Source organism: Pseudomonas sp. HMSC067G02, assembly GCF_001813485.1.
Lineage (GTDB): Bacteria > Pseudomonadota > Gammaproteobacteria > Pseudomonadales > Pseudomonadaceae > Pseudomonas > Pseudomonas aeruginosa.
Map to the genome: position 1 here is coordinate 97,774 of NZ_KV812728.1, position 17,219 is coordinate 114,992.

Here is a 17,219-nt window from a genome sequence, read left to right on the forward strand (position 1 = left end):
CACATCCCGAACGGCAAATGCCTTTGTCCAATATTTCCAATGCCGGTAAAGCATCATGGATCTGCGCCAACTGCGTTACTTCATCGCCCTCGCCGAACACCGCAGTTTCGTCCGCGCGGCGGACGCCATGGGCATCACCCAGCCGGCCTTCAGCCGCAGCATCCAGGGCCTGGAGCAGGAGCTTGGCTGCCAGTTGGTGGACCGTGGCAGCAAGGACCTGCGCCCGACGCCGGAAGGCCAGGTGGTGCTGCAACACGCGCTGAGCCTGGTGCAGGGGTCGGCCAACCTGATCCACGAGATCGCCCAGTTGAACAAGCTGGATGCCGGCGAGCTGCGCTTCGGCAGCGGGCCGGCGCCGGCCCAGCAACTGGTGCCGGACGCGGTGGCCGACTTCATCAACCGCCACCCGCGGGTGCAGATCAGCCTGGACGTGGACAACTGGGAAAAGCTCAGCCGCTCCCTGCTCCGCGAAGAGATCGAATTCTTCGTCGCCGACATCCGCGACTTCGAGGCCGACCCGAACTTCCAGACGCGCCCGCTGACCCCGCGCCGCGGCCAGTTCTTCTGCCGTCCGCAACATCCGCTGCTGGGCAAGGACAGCCTGTCCACCAACGACCTGTTCAACTACCCGCTGGCCTCGACCCTGATTCCCCCGGGCATCCGCAAGCTGCTGGCGAACCTCAGCGGCAAGATCGACTTCGCCGCCAACATCCGCTGCGAGAACATGCACGCGCTGATCCGCATCGTTCGCCAGACCGACGCCATCGGCATCGCCAGCGACGAGACCCTGCGCCCCTACCTGCAGCGCGGCGAACTGCAACCGCTACAGTGGCGCAACCTGCCGCAGAACCTGGATAGCCTCAGCGCCCGCTGCGGCATCATCAGCCGCAGCGGCTACCGGCTTTCGGCGGCGGCCAAGGCGATGATCGAGACGCTGGTGGAACTGGACCAGGCGCAACACGCGGCGGCCTGAGCCGCCGCGCGGTTTCCCTTCCTCTACTGGAGTTTCGGCAACCCCAGCGCGCCGCGCAGCTCCTCGCGCACCGCGGCAAAGTCGGCGGCCACCGCCGGATCGGCCAGCAGGCTCGCCACCAGCGCCGCGGCGGCGGTCTGCCCGCCTTCCAGGTCGCTGGGGAAGTGCACGCCGGCCAGCACCCGGCTCTGCGCATGCTCCTCGGCGCGGGCGAAGAACGCATCGTGATGCTCCGGCACCAGCATGCTCAGCAGCGAGGCCTTGAAGTAGCTGTCCATGGTGTGGCCGCTGGGATAGGACTCCCCCTCCGGCGGCGGCAGCACCGGCTTCACCTTCGATGTCACTTCGTAGGGACGCGGGCGGGCGAAGTGCTTCTTCGCCGGCATCAGCACCTCGACCAGGTTTTCCTGGGCGCGGTTGAAGAAGCTCCGGGTCAGCGGCAGGCGTTCCTTGTCGAACGACGCGCCCAGCAGGTCGCCGGCGAAGGGGAAGACGTTGTCCTCCCACTGGTCGTGGGCGCGTACCCGGCGTACCTGTTCGGGCGTGCGCAGGCGTTGCGCCTCCAGCACCGCGCCGAGATCGGCGACGGCCGCAGCCGAGTCCGCCGCCGGCGGCGGCGGGAGGTAGTCGGCCAGGCGCGGTGGGTGGGCCAGCGGATAGGGCGCGGCGGCGGTCTCCCCGAGACAAGACAGCGGTGCGAGCAGCGAAAGGCAGAGCAAGAGCGAAGGGCATAGGGTCTTGTTGTTCATGAAGCGTATTCCCTGAGGCGAGGTTGCATCGGGAGCCGAGGCTCCCACCCACGGCCGTTGCGGATGACGGCCGACGCCACACTCTCCGTCGGTGACTTCCGAAATGCTTGACCCGGCCTGCCGTTGCACATGCCAGCCCCTGCCAATGGCAGGCCCCGGCAAAAGCCGAGGCAGGGAAACACAAGCGGCCTGCGGAGCGACTTCCGAGACTGCGCCCACCTGGCACTCAGGTGGGAGAAAACAATAAATGCAAAATCTCAGACGCGCTGTATTCGCCGGCCTGGTCGCCGGCACGCTTTCCGAAGGGGCGGCCGCGACGGCCGGGGATGGGGGCTTCGTCGAGGACAGCGAACTGCAGTTCCTCGCCCGCACCTACTACTTCAACCGCGACTACCGCGACAGCCCGAACAACGCCGGGCGCAACCGCTTCAAGCCCAGGAGCGAGCGCAACGGCTACCGCGAGGAAACCACCCAGGGCCTGCGCCTCCAGTTCGCCTCCGGCTACACGCCGGGCAGCCTCGGCTTCGGCCTCGACGCCCATGCCATGCTCGGCCTGCAACTGGACAGCGGCGGCGGCCGCACCGGCACCGGCAACCTGCCGGTCGGCGCCGACGGCCATCCCGACCATCGCTACGGCAAGGTCGGCGGCGCCCTCAGGCTACGCCACGGCGAAACCCGCCTGAAGTACGGCCAGACCACCACCAGCGCGCCGGTGTTCGCCGCCAGCAGCAACCGCACGCTGGCCGGCATGGCCTACGGCCTGCTGCTGGAGGACCGCTCGTTCGACGGGCTGCTGCTCGAGGGCGGGCGCTTCACCGCCGCCTCCGGCCCCGGCGAATCCAAGGTCCGTGGCGACATCAGCACCGTCTACGGACGCCTCGGCGCCTATCCGGTGCGCCTCGACGCGGTCGGCTTCCTCGGCGGTCAATGGCAGGCCACGGAGCGGCTGCAACTGTCGCTCTACGCCTCGCGCTTCGACGACATCTGGCAGCAGGCCTATTTCGGCGCCAGCCATCGCCAGCCGCTGGGCGGGGAGCGCGCGCTGCGGGTCGACCTCGACACCTACCGCACCCGCGACAGCGGCCAGAGCCGCTTCGGCCGCATCGACACCCTGGCCAGCTCCCTGGCCCTGGGCTACGAACAGGGGCCGCAGCGCATCACCCTGGCCTACCAGCGTGTCCATGGCGAGCAGCCGTTCGACTACATGGCCTTCGGCGACGGGCGCTCCAGCGCGTCCATGGTACTGGCCAACTCGGTGGGCTACTCCGACTTCAACGGACCGGGCGAGCGTTCCTGGCAATTACGCTATGACCTGGACCTCGGCGCGCTCGGCCTGCCTGGGCTCAGCCTGCATGCGTTGCATGCCCGCGGCCGTGCCGGGGCCAGCGCCAGCAGTGCCGCCAAGAGCATCTACGCCGGACTCTACGGGCGTGACGGGCGGCACCGGGAAAGCGACCTCGGCTTCGCCTATCGGGTCAAGGCGGGCCCCCTCGCCGGCCTCGCGCTGCGCGCCTCGCAGGCCTGGCACCGGGGCAACGCGAGCTATCTCGACGGCGACATCGACGAAACCCGGCTGGTCGTCGATTACTCCCGCTCGATCTGGTGACGCCCCGGGCCGCCCCGCGAGGCGGCCCGGATCGTCCTCACGCGCGCGGCAGCAACTGGATGAACAAAGGCGTGGAGAGCAGCACCAGCAGCGTGGTGATCAGCACCATGCCTGCCACTTCGTTCACCGGGCCGTCGTAACGCTTGGCCAACAGGTAGGTGAGCACCGCGGTCGGCATCCCGCACTGGATGGCGAAGGTGCCCGCCGCCACCGCCTCCATGCCCAGGCCGGCAGCGATCCCATAGCCGACCGCGAAACCGCCCCAGACCCGCACCAGAGACAGCAGCAACGGCCGCCAGGTCTCGTGCAGGCGCAGACCGGCCAGCGACAGGCCGAGCATCACCAGCATCAGCGGCACGGTAATCCCGCCCAGCAGGCGGGTCACATCGCGCAACGGCGGCGGCAGGCTCCAGCCCAGGGCGATCAGGCCCAGCGCCACGGCCAGGGCATAGATCATCGGGTTGCGCAGGATGCTCGCCGGGGTGATATCGCCCGAAGCGAACCAGACGCCGAGCGTCGCGTGACCCACCTGGATCAGGGTGGAGAACGCCACCGCATACACCAGCGCCTCCTCGCCGAAGGCCAGGTAGGCGATGGGGATGCCCATGTTCCCGGAGTTCGGCAGCATGATCGACGGCAGGTAGCGCCGCACCGGCATCCGCAGCAGGCGCAGGGAGACCAGGCCCAGCAGGGCGAACGCCAGCACCGCCAGCGCGGTGGCGAGGAACACCCCGGCCACCATGCCAATGGACAGGCCGGGGCGGTCCAGCGACGACAGCAGCAGGCAGGGAAAGCCGACGTTGGCCACCAGGAACACCAGCGCGCGGGTATCCACCGGCCCGGCGGAACGGCTCCAGGCGAAACCGATGCCGGTGCAGATCAGGATCGGCAGCACCACCGCGACGAACTGTGCGATCACAACCCCACCTTGAAGCCCAGTTCCAGCTCCGCTCGCAGGCGGCCGTGGCCGTCGAAGTTGAGCCGGCGCATCTCGCGCAGTTCGTTGGCGCAGAAGGCAGTGCGCCCGTGCAACACCGCGGTGTTGTCGAGCACCAGGATTTCCCCCGGCTCGAGCTTGATCCGCAGTTGGCAGGCCGGATCCTCGAGCGCCGCCACCAGTTCGGCGAAGGCCTCCACCGCCACAGGGTGCTCGACCACCTCGGCCGCCCCGTCGTTCTGCCGGAACTTGATGCCCAGCGCCTCGCCGTTCAGGCGGAACACCGGCTGGGTGCTGCTCTGGTGCTTGCGCACGATGGTCAGGGCGTCGCCGCGCAGCAGGCCGAGATGCTTGGTCGGCATGCGCCGGCGCAGGCGCTCGAAGGCCAGTCCGGCGCTGGCCAGCAGAGTCTCCCCGCCCTCCCGGGCGTTGCGCACGCATTGCAGGCTGCACAATTGCTCCGGGGTGTCGAGGAAAGCGCCGTCGGTGTGCAGCTTGTGCTCCAGCGGCGTGGAGCCGAGGTAGCCGCTGACATACCGCGCATTGCTGATCGGCACGATGCCGTCGGCGTCGGCGCGCGGGTGGGGGGCGGCGCGGCCGAACAACTCCTTGAGCGCGAGAAGTTCCTGCCTGTCTTCGCCCTGTTCGCTGCGCAACAGCAGGAAACCAAACTCGTTGAGGGTCCGGATGATCGCCGATTGTTCCTGGCGGGATAACTTCACCAGCGTTCTCACCGAAACTTTCACGCGTTCGAGATCGAGTGTCGCGTCGAACAATTTGCTATCGAGATTCATATGACCGCTCTCCTCCGAAAGAAAATCAGGAATGCCGCCGACGCGCAGGGCGAGGCCCGGCGCTGGCGCCGCGCTGTCGTAGTGATGGGCAGGCTAGATGCGGGACGCGGCGGTTCGCCGCGAGATACTTGGAGTTGTTTCCGGGGAGGGTCGGGAGAATTGTCGGAAGGGAAAACTGGAAGAATTGGCAGTGCCGATTTTGTATCTGAATATATGGGGCGATTAACGAACGAAATGATCGCGGAATAACCTGCGGATTACCCGCGTGAAACTTTCATGACGCGATATACGCAGAATCCCCGACCAACGGCTGGATACTTCGCTCGATCCAGTCATTGGTTGGGTCGGTGCAAGAATTTCGAAACATATTACAAATTGCTACGAAACGGCGCCGCCTCGGCCGTCCCCGGCTCGGCGTCACTCCGCCGCCTGCGCCACGGCCTTGGCCTTCGCCAGCTTGCCGGCCGCCTCCAGCAGTTCCGGCGCGGCCCACTGCTCGGCGCTGAATTCGCGACGGATCAGGCCGAAACGCTTGGCCGCCTGGATCGAAGCATCCAGCCGGCCAAGGAAATCGGCGTCCAGGCGCGGCGACAGGGCGTCGCCCAGCTTGCGGCCACGGTACTCGCTCTGCAGGATCACCACCGGGTAGCTGGCCTGCTTCGACACCAGTTCGATGTAGGCGTCGCGGTTCTCCTCGCGGGCCAGCCAGTCCTGGGCCTGCAACTGCACCTTGAGCAGCCGCTCGGTGATGTCCGGATGGGCATCGACGAACGCTCCGGAGCCGACCAGCAGCGCCTGCAGGGTGCCGGCGCCGTTCAGGTCGCGGGTGCTCAGCGGAATTTCCGCGAGCCCGCGGTCGCGCAGGGCGAACAGCCCGGCCAGGCCCCAGGTGGCATCGATCTGCCTGGCTGCGAGGGCGGACAGGGCGGCGCTGAAGTCGAGGTTGATCACCTTCAGGTCCTTCTCGCTGAGACCGACGCTGGCCAGGGCATTGTCGAACGACAACTGGCTGGCGGTGCCTCGAAAGATGCCTACGCGCTTGCCCTTGAGATCCTCCAGGGTCTTGATCCCGGACCCCGGCTGCACGCCGAGATAGTGGTTGACCCCTCGCGCGGTAGCGGCCAGCAGACGGCTGTCCAGGCCTCCGGACTTGCCGATGATCGCCGCCAGGTCGCCGAGGTAGGCGAAGTCCACCTGGCCATTGGCGAACGCTTCGTTGACCACCGGACCGGCGCCCTTGAAGAAGCTCCATTTCACCGCGATGCCGTCGTTGGCGAACTCCTTCTCCAGCAACTGCCGGGTGTAGAGCACGTCGACCACGCCGCCACCCGAGTGCGAGCTGCCGGCGCTGACGTCCGGCACCGCGATGCGGATTTCCTTCGGCGGAGCGGCGCTCGCCAGCGGCACGTAGGCACCGAGCAGGCCGGCGAGGACAGGCACGGCGAACAGACCGAGCAGGGAAGACGTAAGCGCTTTCATGGGGCGGCTCCTTGGAACGGGAAGAGAGGGATTCCCGCCGGGAGCGGGTGAGCGGCTAGCTATGCACAGCGGCGCCTCGAAAATAAATAATAAAAATTCATTTTTTTATAACCATAAGCAGTATGACAGGCCGCACGGGCCTCTCCGCGTCATATGCAGCCAGAGCATGGAAAATATTCTCCAAATGCATTTGCCGCTGCCTGGCGCCTTTCTTTAAATGACCCTTCTTAGCGAAAAAACGCATTGATGTGGCGATTTATATTCCCATGAAGAATATCGATAAAACCCTTTCGCCCGCCTGGAGCCGGCCCCTGCCGCGCCTGGCGCCGCCGCCCTCCGCGGCTTTCGCCCGGCGCCTGGGGGACAGCCTGCTGCCCTGGTTGCTGCCGCTCGGGCTGGCGCTGCTGTGGTGGGTCGCCAGCCATCGCCACTGGATGTCGGCCCAGGTGCTGCCGACTCCCGAGCTGGTCTGGCAGAGCGCCCGCGAGTTGCTCGCCGGCGAACTCTGGAGCGAATTGGCGATCAGCCTGCGGCGCCTGGCCTGGGGCCTGCTCGCCGGGGTCGCCAGCGGCGCCGCGCTAGGCGCCTGGCTGGGCTTCAGTCCGCGTGCCGAGCGCCTGGTCTTCCCCACCTTCAGCGCCCTCGCGCAGATCCCCACGCTGGCCTGGATCCCGCTGTTCATGCTGTTCTTCGGCATCGGCGAACTGCTCAAGCTGGTGGTGCTGGTGAAAGCGGTCGTGGTGCCGGTGACCATCCATACCCTGGTCGGCGTGCGCGACGCCCAGCCCAAGCTGCGCGAAGCCGCCGCGGTGCTGCGCCTGCCGCCACGCCTGCTGGTCTGGCGGCTGATCCTGCCGGCGGCGCTGCCGGCCTTCCTCACCGGGCTGCGCCTGGCCCTGGCGCAGGGTTGGACCTCGCTGCTGGCGGTCGAGCTGCTGGCTTCCAGCGAGGGCATCGGCTACCTGATGGTGCAGGGCCGGCAACTGTTCATGCTCGACATCGTGTTCGTCTGCATCCTCGTCATCGGCCTGGTCGGGGTGGGCATGGACCGCGCCATCCAGTGGCTCGACCGCCGCCTGCTGCACTGGCCGCAAGCCGCCACCGGCGAATTCCGCCGGCGCCCGCCGGGACGCGGCTGGCAGCGCCTGCAGGTCTGGCTGCCGCCGCTGGCGCTGCTGCTCCTGTGGCAGTCGGCGAGCAGCGCCGAATGGGTCGATCCGGCGATCCTCGCCAGCCCTCTGGAAGTGGCGCGGGCGACCTGGAGCGGAGCGCTCGACGGCAGCCTGCCGGGCGCCCTGTTCGACAGCCTGAAGCGCACGCTCGGCGGCCTCCTGCTGGGCGGCGGCCTGGGTTTCCTCGGCGGCCTGCTGCTCGGCCTGTGGCGCCCGGCGGAACGCTTCTTCGGCCCCACTTTCGCGGCACTGCGGCAGGTGGCGATCTTCGCCTGGGTGCCGCTGCTCACCGCCTGGTTCGGCCTGGGCGAACCGGCCAAGCTGACGTTCGTCGCAATCGCCGCCTTCTTCCCGCTGCTGCTGGCCACCCAGCGCGGCATCGCCAGCCTGCCGCCGAGCCTCGGCGAGGCGGCCCGGGTGCTGCGCCTGGGTCCCTGGCGACGGCTGCTCCGGCTGGTCCTGCCGGGTGCCGCCCCGTCGGTGTTCGCCGGCCTGCGCCTGGCGCTGATCTACGCCTGGCTGGGAACCATCGGCGCCGAGTACTTCATGCCCTCCGACGGCGGCATCGGCAGCCTGATGATCGGCGCCCAGCAACTGTTCCGCATGGACCTGATCGGTGCCGGCATGCTCCTGGTCGGCCTCACCGGCGCCCTGCTCAATGCTCTCGGCCAACGCATCGAAGCGCGCGCCACGCGCTGGAGACACGCATGAACGCATTCACCGCACCCGCCACGGGCACCCCGCTGGTCAGCTTCCGCCAGGTGCGCAAGCACTTCGCCGTGGACGGCCGGCGACTGGAAGCGATCCAGCAGTTCGACCTGGAGATCGGCGAGGGCGAGTTCATCGCCATCGTCGGCGCCAGCGGCTGCGGCAAGTCGACCCTGCTGCGCCTGCTGATCGGCCTGGACCGCGACTACGACGGCGAGATCCGCGTCGACGGCCGGCCAATCGCCGGCATCGGCGGCGAACGCGGCATCGTGTTCCAGGAGCACCGCCTGTTCCCCTGGCTGACGGTGCAGCAGAACGTCGCCCTCGGCCTGGTCAACGAAGCCCTTGGCGAAACCGACAAGGCGGCGCGGATCGACGAATACATCCGCCTGGTCGGCCTGCACGGCTTCGAGCGTGCCTACCCGCACCAGTTGTCGGGCGGCATGGCCCAGCGCGTGGCGATCGCCCGCGGCCTGGTGGCCAGCCCGCGCCTGCTGCTGCTCGACGAGCCGTTCAGCGCCCTCGACGCACTGACCCGCCAGCAGTTGCAGGAAGAGTTGCTGGCGATCCGTCGGCGCACCCGCATCACCACCCTGCTGGTCACCCACGACGTCGAGGAGGCGCTCTACCTGGCCGACCGGGTGGTGGTGATGGAGCCGCGCCCGGGGCGGATCAGGCGGGTGGTCGAGGTGGACCTGGCGCACCCGCGCGAGCGCGGTGGCTTCGACTTCCTGCGCCAGCGCGAAGCGCTGCTGCACGAACTGACCGCCGACGGCGAGTACGTCGCGCCGCCGCCGCGACGGGTGGAAAACCTGCCCTTCGAATTCCTCGCTTGCTGAAAAGCCCCTTGCCCTGGCCCTTTCCCCCTGCGGGAAGGGCGGGGGCGAGGGCCCCACCCTCTCCTCCCATCCAGACGAGACCCGCGCATGAGCAAACGCCCCAACTTCCTGGTGATCGTCGCCGACGACCTGGGCTTCTCCGATATCGGCGCCTTCGGCGGCGAGATCGCCACGCCGAACCTCGACGCCCTGGCCATCGCCGGCCTGCGCCTGACCGACTTCCACACCGCCTCGACCTGCTCGCCGACCCGCTCGATGCTGCTCACCGGCACCGACCACCACATCGCCGGGATCGGCACCATGGCCGAGGCGCTGACCCCGGAACTGGCAGGCAAGCCGGGTTACGAAGGGCATCTCAACGAGCGCGTGGTGGCGCTGCCGGAGCTGCTCCGCGAGGCCGGCTACCAGACCCTCATGGCCGGCAAGTGGCACCTCGGTCTGAAGCCGGAACAGACGCCCCATGCACGCGGTTTCGAGCGTTCCTTCTCGCTGCTGCCGGGCGCCGCCAACCACTACGGCTTCGAGCCTCCCTACGACGAAAGCACTCCGCGCATCCTCAAGGGCACGCCGGCGCTCTACGTGGAAGACGAGCGCTACCTCGACACGCTGCCGGAGGGTTTCTATTCCTCCGATGCCTTCGGCGACAAGCTGCTGCACTACCTCAAGGAGCGCGACCAGAGCCGGCCGTTCTTCGCCTACCTGCCGTTCTCCGCGCCGCACTGGCCGCTGCAAGCGCCGCGGGAGATCGTCGAGAAGTACCGCGGCCGCTATGACGCCGGCCCAGAGGCGCTGCGCCAGGAACGCCTGGCCCGGCTCAAGGAGCTGGGCCTGGTGGAAGCGGACGTCGAAGCCCATCCGGTGCTCGCCCTGAGCCGCGAGTGGGAGGCCCTGGACGACGAGGAACGGGCTAAGTCGGCGCGGGCGATGGAGGTCTACGCGGCGATGGTCGAGCGCATGGACTGGAACATCGGCAGGGTCGTGGACTACCTGCGCCGGCAGGGCGAGCTGGACAACACCTTCGTCCTGTTCATGTCCGACAACGGCGCCGAAGGCGCCCTGCTGGAGGCGTTCCCGAAATTCGGCCCGGACCTGCTGGGCTTTCTCGACCGGCACTACGACAACAGCCTGGAAAACATCGGCCGCGCCAATTCCTACGTCTGGTATGGCCCGCGCTGGGCCCAGGCGGCCACCGCGCCGTCGCGCCTGTACAAGGCGTTCACCACCCAGGGCGGCATTCGCGTGCCAGCGCTGGTGCGCTACCCGCGGCTAAGCCGGCAGGGCGCGATCAGCCATGCCTTCGCCACGGTGATGGACGTCACCCCGACCCTCCTCGACCTCGCCGGTGTCCGCCACCCAGGCAAGCGCTGGCGCGGCCGCGAGATCGCCGAACCGCGCGGCAGGTCGTGGCTGGGCTGGCTTTCCGGCGAGACCGAGGCGGCCCACGACGAGAACACCGTGACCGGCTGGGAGCTGTTCGGCATGCGTGCGATCCGCCAGGGCGACTGGAAGGCGGTGTACCTGCCGGCCCCGGTGGGCCCGGCCACCTGGCAGCTCTACGACCTGGCCCGCGACCCGGGCGAGATCCACGACCTCGCTGACAGCCAGCCGGGCAAGCTGGCGGAGCTGATCGAGCATTGGAAGCGCTACGTCAGCGAGACCGGTGTCGTAGAGGGGGCTTCGCCTTTCCTGGTGCGATAAGCGGAACCTCTCCCCTCGCCCTCTCCCTTCAGGAGGGAACGTCTGGCCATAAGGTCGGGGAGAGGGGCTACTTCGCCGGGCGGAACGAGGCGCCCCGGGTCAGGCCGAGAAACCGCCATCGATGGTCAGGCTGGCCCCGGTGATGTAGGCCGCTTCCGGCCCGGCCAGGTAGGCGACGAAGCTGGCGATTTCCTCGCTGCGGGCGTAGCGCGGCAGCGCCATCAGGCCCTTGAGGGTCTCGGCGAAGTCGCCGTCGTCCGGGTTCATGTCGGTATCCACCGGACCCGGCTGCACGTTGTTCACCGTGATCCCGCGCGGGCCGAGGTCGCGGGCCAGGCCCTTGGTCAGGCCGACCAGCGCCGACTTGCTCATCGCGTAGGTGGCGCCGCCGGCGAACGGCATGCGTTCGGCATTGGTGCTGCCGATGCTGATCACCCGCCCGCCGTCGCCCATGTGCTTGACCGCCGCCTGGGTGGCGACGAAGACGCTGCGCACGTTGATCGCCAGGGTCCGCTCGAAGTCGGCCAGCGGCAGCTCTTCCACCGAACCGAGGGCGAGGACAGCGGCGTTGTTGACCAGGATGTCGATGCGTCCGAAGCGAGCCGCCGCTTCGTCGACGGCGGCGACGAGCGCCGCCGCGTCGGCGCTATCGGCATGCAGGGCCAGGATGCTGGCTCCGGCGCCTTCGAGTTCGGCCGCCAGGGCCCGGGACTTGTCCGCCGAGCTGACGTAGGTGAAGGCGACGCTGGCGCCTTCGGCGGCCAGCCGGCGAACGATGGCGGCGCCGATGCCGCGGGAACCGCCCTGGACGAAGGCGACTTTGCCGGCGAGGGATGCAGAGGATACGGACATGGAAATCTCCATCGGAGTGGATAGACAGGCCCCGAGTTTCCGCCGTCCATTGCAGACCTGGTAGCGGGTAATCGCTATATTCAGCCGATACCAATGGTTTATGCGGGCCCTTTCCCATGGAAACCCTCAGCAATATCCAGTGCTTCGTCCGCAGCGCCGAGGCCGGCAGCTTCGCCGAGGCCGCCAGGCGCCTGGGCCTGACGCCGGCCGGGGTGGGCAAGAACGTCGCCCGCCTGGAAAGCAACCTCGGCGTGCGCCTGTTCCAGCGCAGCACCCGGCGCCTGACCCTGACCGAAGCCGGGGAGCGTTTCCTGCAAGAGGTCGGCGGCAGCCTGGAGGGCATCCAGACCGCTCTCGCCAACGTCTCCAGCGTCGGCAACCAACCCAGCGGCACGTTGAAGGTCAGCATGGGGCTGGCCTTCGGCCGCGACTACATCCTGCCGCTGCTCGGCGAGTTCCTCGAACGCTATCCCGACATCGTGCCCGACTGGCATTTCGACAATCGCCAGGTCGACCTCATCGGCGAAGGCTTCGACGCCGCCATCGGCGGCGGTTTCGAACTGCCTCCCGGGGTGGTGGCGCGCAACCTGACGCCGGGCCACCTGATCCTCCTCGCCTCGCCCGCCTACCTCCGCGACAAGCCGCCGATCCGCCATCCAGGCGACCTGGGCGGCTTCGACGGGATCCGCATCCGCTCGCCGCAGACCGGCCGCGTGCGCTCCTGGCCGCTGCGCCGGCGCAACGGCGAGGAGGCGCCGATCGAGCTGCGCGAACGCATGACCATGAGCGACCCGGAAGCCACCTGCGAGGTCGCCGCCATGGGCCTGGGCATCACCCTGGTATGCATGCAGCACGCCTATGCCTACCTGGAGTCCGGCGCCCTGGTGCGGGTCCTGCCGGACTGGTACGTCGACGCCGGCAACACCAGCCTCTACTACGCGGCGAACAAGCTGCTACCGGCCAAGACCCGGGTCTTCGTCGACTTCGTCGTCGACTACTTCCGCCGCCAGGACCTGGCCCGGCGCTTCTCCGCCTTCCCAACCGGCTAGCGCCAGCCATCCGTCGCTTCGGCAACCGGGAAAAGGCCCTGGCACCGGCCTCGCCGGAAAAACGGCAGTTTGACATTACCGATTGGGACTCTAGTTTTAGAAAACGCCGCCGACGAGCTTGGAAGGTGTCTTCCGCACGGTCCCGGGACCACCTGGAAGCCCTGCTCCGATCCGGCACATGGAGTGCAGCATGCGCGAGTCCCTCGGTGTTTCGTTACCATCCCGGCCCCTGCTGCTGAAGCTGGGCCTGCTTTCCCTACCCTGGGCGTTGTGCGCCGGGCTGCATGCCGTCGGCCTCGGCGTCTGGCTGGCCCTGGCGCTCGGTTGGTTCGCCAGCCTGGCCATGCTCTTCCTCCTCCTGCGCGACCCTCGGCAAGCGGTAGCGAATGCCAGCCCGCAGGCGGATGCCGCTTCGCCGGCCTGGAGCGCGGCGCAACGGGCGCTCGCCGACGAAACCGCGCAACTGGACGGCCACGCCCGGCAGATCGACGAACTGCTGCATTCGGCGATCCGCCAGCTCAGCGACAGCTTCCACGGCCTCGCCGAACGCATCGATACCCAGCGCGGCCTGTCCCATTCACTGATCGAGCGCTACGACGGGCGCGGCCAGGTCGACGAAGGCATCAACTTCCAGGACTTCGTCAGGACCACCCAGCAGACCCTCAGCCTGTTCGTCGAGGCTACCCTGGAAACCAGCCGGACCTCGCAGCAACTGGTGGAACGCATGGACCAGGTGCGCCTGAAGATCACCGAGATCCTGCAGTCGACCCAGGACATGGACGCCATCGCCAAGCAGACCAACCTGCTCGCCCTCAACGCCGCCATCGAGGCCGCCCGAGCCGGCGAGAGCGGCCGCGGCTTCGCCGTGGTCGCCGATGAGGTGCGCGCGCTGTCGACCCGCTCCACGGAGTTTTCCGCCGCCATCCGCAAGCACGTCGACGTGGTCCACCACGAGATCCAGGACGCCGAGAGCGCGATCTCGCAACTGGCCGACAAGGACATGTCCTTCGCCCTCGATTCCAAGCAGAAGATCCAGGGCATGCTCGATGACCTGGAGGCGATGAACCGGCACACCCTGAAGGTCATCCACGAACTGGACCGGCTCTCGCTGGAAGTCGGCCAGGGCGTCGATGCGGCGGTCACCGCCCTGCAATTCCAGGACATGGGCAGCCAGTTGCTCGGCCAGATGCGCAAGCACCATGCGCGTCTTGGCGCCTTCGCCCTCGGCCTCGGCGCGCTGGAGGCGCGGCCGCGCCAGGAATGGCCCGAACGGGTCGCACGGGAGGTCGAGGAACTGCGCCGGCCCTTGCCCAGCCCGGTGAGCCAGAACAGCGTCAACGTGGGCGAAGTGGAATTGTTCTGAGGGGTATCGATAGCCAATCCGTCTAACCGGATAACTATCCGACGAGAAACCGGCGCCAATAATTGAAATCCACCGGACATTGTCTTTACTGGAACTAGCAAAGGGCCATCAGAGCCCTCCGTCACAGCCACCTGGCACACACCACCTTCGCCGCCGAACTTGGCGCTGCGGTAGGGACACCGTGAGGACGCAAGACCATGGGCAAACCGATTCTGATCGTCGACGACTCGGCGTCTATCCGCCAGATGCTGAGCTTCACCCTGAAGTCCGCCGGCTACGAGGTAGACGAGGCCGCGGACGGCAAGGAAGGCCTCGGCAAGGCCCAGAGCAAGAGCTACAGCCTGGTGTTCACCGACCAGAACATGCCGAACATGGACGGCCTATCGCTGATCCGCAGCCTGCGTAACCTGGCCGGCTACCGCAGCGTGCCGATCCTCATGCTGACCACCGAATCGAGCGACGCGATGAAGCAGCAGGGACGCAGCGCCGGCGCCACCGGCTGGCTGGTGAAGCCGTTCGACCCGCCGAAACTGCTCGAAGTGACGCGCAAGGTCCTGCCCTGATTCCCGTTCCCCCGCGGGGGAGGTCCCATGCCCCAGGATATGAGCCAGTTTCTCCAGGTGTTCTTCGAGGAAACCGAGGAACACCTGGCCACCCTCGAACTCCTCCTGATCGGTCTCGACCTGGACCGGCCGGACAGCGAGACGCTGCACGGCATCTTCCGCGCCGCGCATTCGATCAAGGGTTCCAGCGGAATGTTCGGTTTCGACGACATCACCGCCGTCACCCACGAACTGGAGACCCTGCTCGACCGCATCCGCTGCGGCCAGATGGGCCTGCGGCCGGACATGATCAGCTCCTTCCTCGAAGCCCGCGACGTACTGCAGCGCCTGCTCGACGCCCATCGCAGCGGTCGTCCCGACCCCGGGGTGCCGTTGCTGGAGACGGTCGAGCGGCTGCGCGGCTGGCTGCGGGCGCCGGAGCAGGAAGCGGCGGAGGAAGGCTTCGGCCTGTTCGACGACGCGCCCACCAGTCCCGCCAGGGAAACCGCGGACGACGATGCCTTCGGCTTCTTCGACGAAGGCCCGGGCGCTCCGGAACGAGCGGCCGCGCCGGAAGCGTTCGGGCTCTTCGACGAGGCGCCCGGCGCACCGGCCGCGAGCGAAGCGTTCGGCCTCTTCGATGACGCGCCGGGCTCCCCGCCTACGGAGGAACGCGCCTTCGGCCTGTTCGACGGCGCCCCCGGCAGCCCCGCCGCGCCCAGCGCGCCCGCGCAAGCCGTCGCCGCGCCGGCCAGGGGCGCAGTCGCGCCGGTGCGTGGCGACGGCGAGTCCGGCTCGATCCGGGTCAGCGTGGAAAAGATCGACAGCCTGATCAACCTGGTCGGCGAACTGGTGATCACCCAGGCCATGCTCGGCCAGCTCGGCGAGCAGCTCGATCCGAGCCACCACGAGCGCTTGCAGCACGCCCTGGCCCAGCTCGAACACAACACCCGCGACCTGCAGGAATCGGTGATGTCGATCCGCATGCTGCCGATCAACTTCATCTTCAGCCGCTTCCCCAGGCTGGTGCGCGACACCGCCACGCGCCTGGGCAAGCAGGTCGAGCTGCACCTGCACGGCGAGCACACCGAACTGGACAAGAGCGTGATCGAGAAACTCAGCGATCCGCTCACCCACATCGTCCGCAACAGCATCGACCACGGCATCGAAACACCCGCCGAACGCCTCGCCGCCGGCAAGCCGGCGAGCGGCACGGTGAAGCTCGCCGCCAGCCACCAGGGCGGCAGCGTGGTGGTGGAGGTTTCCGACGACGGTCGCGGCCTGTCGCGTCCGCGCATCCTCGCCAAGGCCCGCGAGCGCAACCTGCCGGTGCATGACGGGATGAGCGACGCCGAGGTCTGGCAACTGGTGTTCATGCCCGGCTTCTCCACCGCCGAGACGGTTACCGAGCTGTCCGGACGCGGCGTCGGCATGGACGTGGTGAAGCGCAACATCGGTGCCATGGGCGGGCGCATCGACATCGACTCGGCGCCCGGCATGGGCACTCGCATCGGCATCCGCCTGCCGCTGACCCTGGCGATCCTCGACGGCCTGATCGTCGCCGTCGAAGCGGTCAACTACGTGATTCCGCTGACCTACATCGTCGAGTCGTTGCAGGCGCGCAGCGACGACGTGCGCGGCCTCGGCGGCGAAGACAACGCGATGATCCGCGTACGCGGCGAGTACCTGCCACTGTTCAGCCTGCACGAGCTGTTGCGCATCGGCGGCGAAGCGCCGGCGCCGGAGCAGGGCATCGTGGTGATCCTCGAGTCCGAGGGGCGCAGCTTCGCCCTGCAGGTGGACGAACTGGTCGGCCAGCAGCAAGTGGTGATCAAGAGCCTGGAACAGAATTTCCGCCGCGTGGAGGGTATCGCCGGCGCCACCATCATGGGCGACGGCAGCGTCGCCCTGATTCTCGACGTCGATGCGCTGCCACGCCTGGCGGCGCGGGAGGACACCGCCGATGAACGGCACTGAGGCAAGCCAGGCGAACGGCCCGGCGCAGGAATACCTGACCTTCACCCTGGGCCGCGAGGAGTACGCCATCGACATCCTCCGCGTGCAGGAGATCCGCGGCTACGACCAGGTCACCGCGATCGCCAACGCGCCGCCCTTCATCAAGGGCGTGATCAACCTGCGCGGGGCGATCGTGCCGATCGTCGACCTGCGCATCAAGTTCCACCTCGCCGAGGTCACCTACGACCCGTTCACCGTGGTGATCATCCTCAACATCGGCCGGCGCATCGTCGGCGTGGTGGTGGACTCGGTATCCGACGTGATCGCCCTGGGCGGCGACGCGATCAGGCCGCCGCCGGAGTTCGGCGCCAGCTTCGACACCGAATACCTGCTCGGCCTGGCCACCGCGGGCGAGCGCATGTTGATCCTGGTGGACATCGAAAGACTGATGACCAGCCGCGAAATGGCGCTGGTCGACGAAGCCGCGGCCTGAGCGGCGCCA

15 protein-coding genes are annotated in these 17,219 nt (G+C 68.1%); 10 read left to right on the forward strand and 5 right to left on the reverse strand.

What is annotated here, in order from left to right; all coding sequences use genetic code 11:
* The first annotated feature begins 55 nt into the window (after positions 1-55).
* On the forward strand, positions 56-973 hold the full coding sequence (locus HMPREF2914_RS28505; protein ID WP_003117232.1) for a LysR family transcriptional regulator: 918 nt from the start codon (positions 56-58) through the stop codon (positions 971-973).
* A gap of 23 nt (positions 974-996) precedes the next feature.
* On the opposite strand, the gene HMPREF2914_RS28510 is transcribed toward HMPREF2914_RS28505, so the two are convergent.
* Positions 997-1,722, reverse strand: coding sequence for an acid phosphatase (locus tag HMPREF2914_RS28510; protein WP_019485358.1), 726 nt, complete (start codon positions 1,720-1,722; stop codon positions 997-999).
* A gap of 247 nt (positions 1,723-1,969) precedes the next feature.
* Between HMPREF2914_RS28510 and HMPREF2914_RS28515 the strand changes: the two genes are divergently transcribed.
* Positions 1,970-3,328: an OprD family porin gene (locus HMPREF2914_RS28515; protein WP_023092270.1), complete on the forward strand. Its 1,359-nt coding sequence runs from the start codon at positions 1,970-1,972 to the stop codon at positions 3,326-3,328.
* 37 nt (positions 3,329-3,365) lie between these two features.
* Here the strand turns inward: HMPREF2914_RS28515 and HMPREF2914_RS28520 are convergent, their stop codons facing one another.
* The 3 genes from HMPREF2914_RS28520 to HMPREF2914_RS28530 form a co-directional block, all read right to left on the reverse strand.
* Positions 3,366-4,247, reverse strand: a complete 882-nt coding sequence (locus HMPREF2914_RS28520) for an AEC family transporter (RefSeq protein WP_003083960.1) — start codon at positions 4,245-4,247, stop codon at positions 3,366-3,368.
* Positions 4,244-5,059 carry a TauD/TfdA family dioxygenase gene (locus HMPREF2914_RS28525; protein WP_003107194.1) on the reverse strand — a complete coding sequence of 272 codons (816 nt, stop codon included), beginning with the start codon at positions 5,057-5,059 and terminating at the stop codon, positions 4,244-4,246. Before HMPREF2914_RS28525 ends, HMPREF2914_RS28520 begins: the two co-directional genes overlap by 4 nt.
* 417 nt (positions 5,060-5,476) lie before the next feature.
* Positions 5,477-6,538 (reverse strand): ABC transporter substrate-binding protein, encoded by a 1,062-nt coding sequence (locus HMPREF2914_RS28530; protein ID WP_003128395.1) that lies wholly within the window; start codon positions 6,536-6,538, stop codon positions 5,477-5,479.
* 266 nt (positions 6,539-6,804) lie between these two features.
* On the opposite strand from HMPREF2914_RS28530, the gene HMPREF2914_RS28535 reads away from it, so the two are divergent.
* The 3 genes from HMPREF2914_RS28535 (at position 6,805) to atsA (ending at position 10,955) form a co-directional block, all read left to right on the forward strand.
* Positions 6,805-8,421 carry an ABC transporter permease gene (locus HMPREF2914_RS28535; RefSeq protein ID WP_003110981.1) on the forward strand — a complete coding sequence of 539 codons (1,617 nt, stop codon included), beginning with the start codon at positions 6,805-6,807 and terminating at the stop codon, positions 8,419-8,421.
* Positions 8,418-9,257: an ABC transporter ATP-binding protein gene (locus HMPREF2914_RS28540; RefSeq protein ID WP_003137062.1), complete on the forward strand. Its 840-nt coding sequence runs from the start codon at positions 8,418-8,420 to the stop codon at positions 9,255-9,257. Before HMPREF2914_RS28535 ends, HMPREF2914_RS28540 begins: the two co-directional genes overlap by 4 nt.
* An 87-nt stretch (positions 9,258-9,344) precedes the next feature.
* Positions 9,345-10,955, forward strand: coding sequence for an arylsulfatase AtsA (gene atsA, locus HMPREF2914_RS28545; RefSeq protein ID WP_003128393.1), 1,611 nt, complete (start codon positions 9,345-9,347; stop codon positions 10,953-10,955).
* Positions 10,956-11,054: 99 nt separating this feature from the next.
* Here atsA and HMPREF2914_RS28550 read toward each other — a convergent pair whose 3' ends face one another.
* The gene (locus HMPREF2914_RS28550) at positions 11,055-11,807 is read right to left on the reverse strand and encodes a 3-oxoacyl-ACP reductase family protein (RefSeq protein ID WP_003083953.1); all 753 of its coding nucleotides are present in this window, start codon (positions 11,805-11,807) and stop codon (positions 11,055-11,057) included.
* Between the two features lie 116 nt (positions 11,808-11,923).
* On the opposite strand from HMPREF2914_RS28550, the gene HMPREF2914_RS28555 reads away from it, so the two are divergent.
* From HMPREF2914_RS28555 to HMPREF2914_RS28575, 5 genes are all read left to right on the forward strand, one after another.
* The gene (locus HMPREF2914_RS28555) at positions 11,924-12,856 is read left to right on the forward strand and encodes a LysR family transcriptional regulator (protein WP_003083951.1); all 933 of its coding nucleotides are present in this window, start codon (positions 11,924-11,926) and stop codon (positions 12,854-12,856) included.
* 190 nt (positions 12,857-13,046) lie between these two features.
* Entirely contained in the window at positions 13,047-14,219 is a 1,173-nt protein-coding gene (gene cttP / locus HMPREF2914_RS28560) for a trichloroethylene chemotactic transducer CttP (RefSeq protein WP_003083946.1), read from the forward strand.
* Positions 14,220-14,416: 197 nt separating this feature from the next.
* The gene (locus tag HMPREF2914_RS28565) at positions 14,417-14,782 is read left to right on the forward strand and encodes a response regulator (RefSeq protein ID WP_003083943.1); all 366 of its coding nucleotides are present in this window, start codon (positions 14,417-14,419) and stop codon (positions 14,780-14,782) included.
* A 27-nt stretch (positions 14,783-14,809) separates the two neighbouring features.
* Positions 14,810-16,738, forward strand: coding sequence for a chemotaxis protein CheA (locus tag HMPREF2914_RS28570; RefSeq protein WP_014603476.1), 1,929 nt, complete (start codon positions 14,810-14,812; stop codon positions 16,736-16,738).
* Positions 16,725-17,210, forward strand: a complete 486-nt coding sequence (locus HMPREF2914_RS28575; RefSeq protein ID WP_003083938.1) for a chemotaxis protein CheW — start codon at positions 16,725-16,727, stop codon at positions 17,208-17,210. Before HMPREF2914_RS28570 ends, HMPREF2914_RS28575 begins: the two co-directional genes overlap by 14 nt.
* The last annotated feature ends 9 nt before the right edge of the window (positions 17,211-17,219 follow it).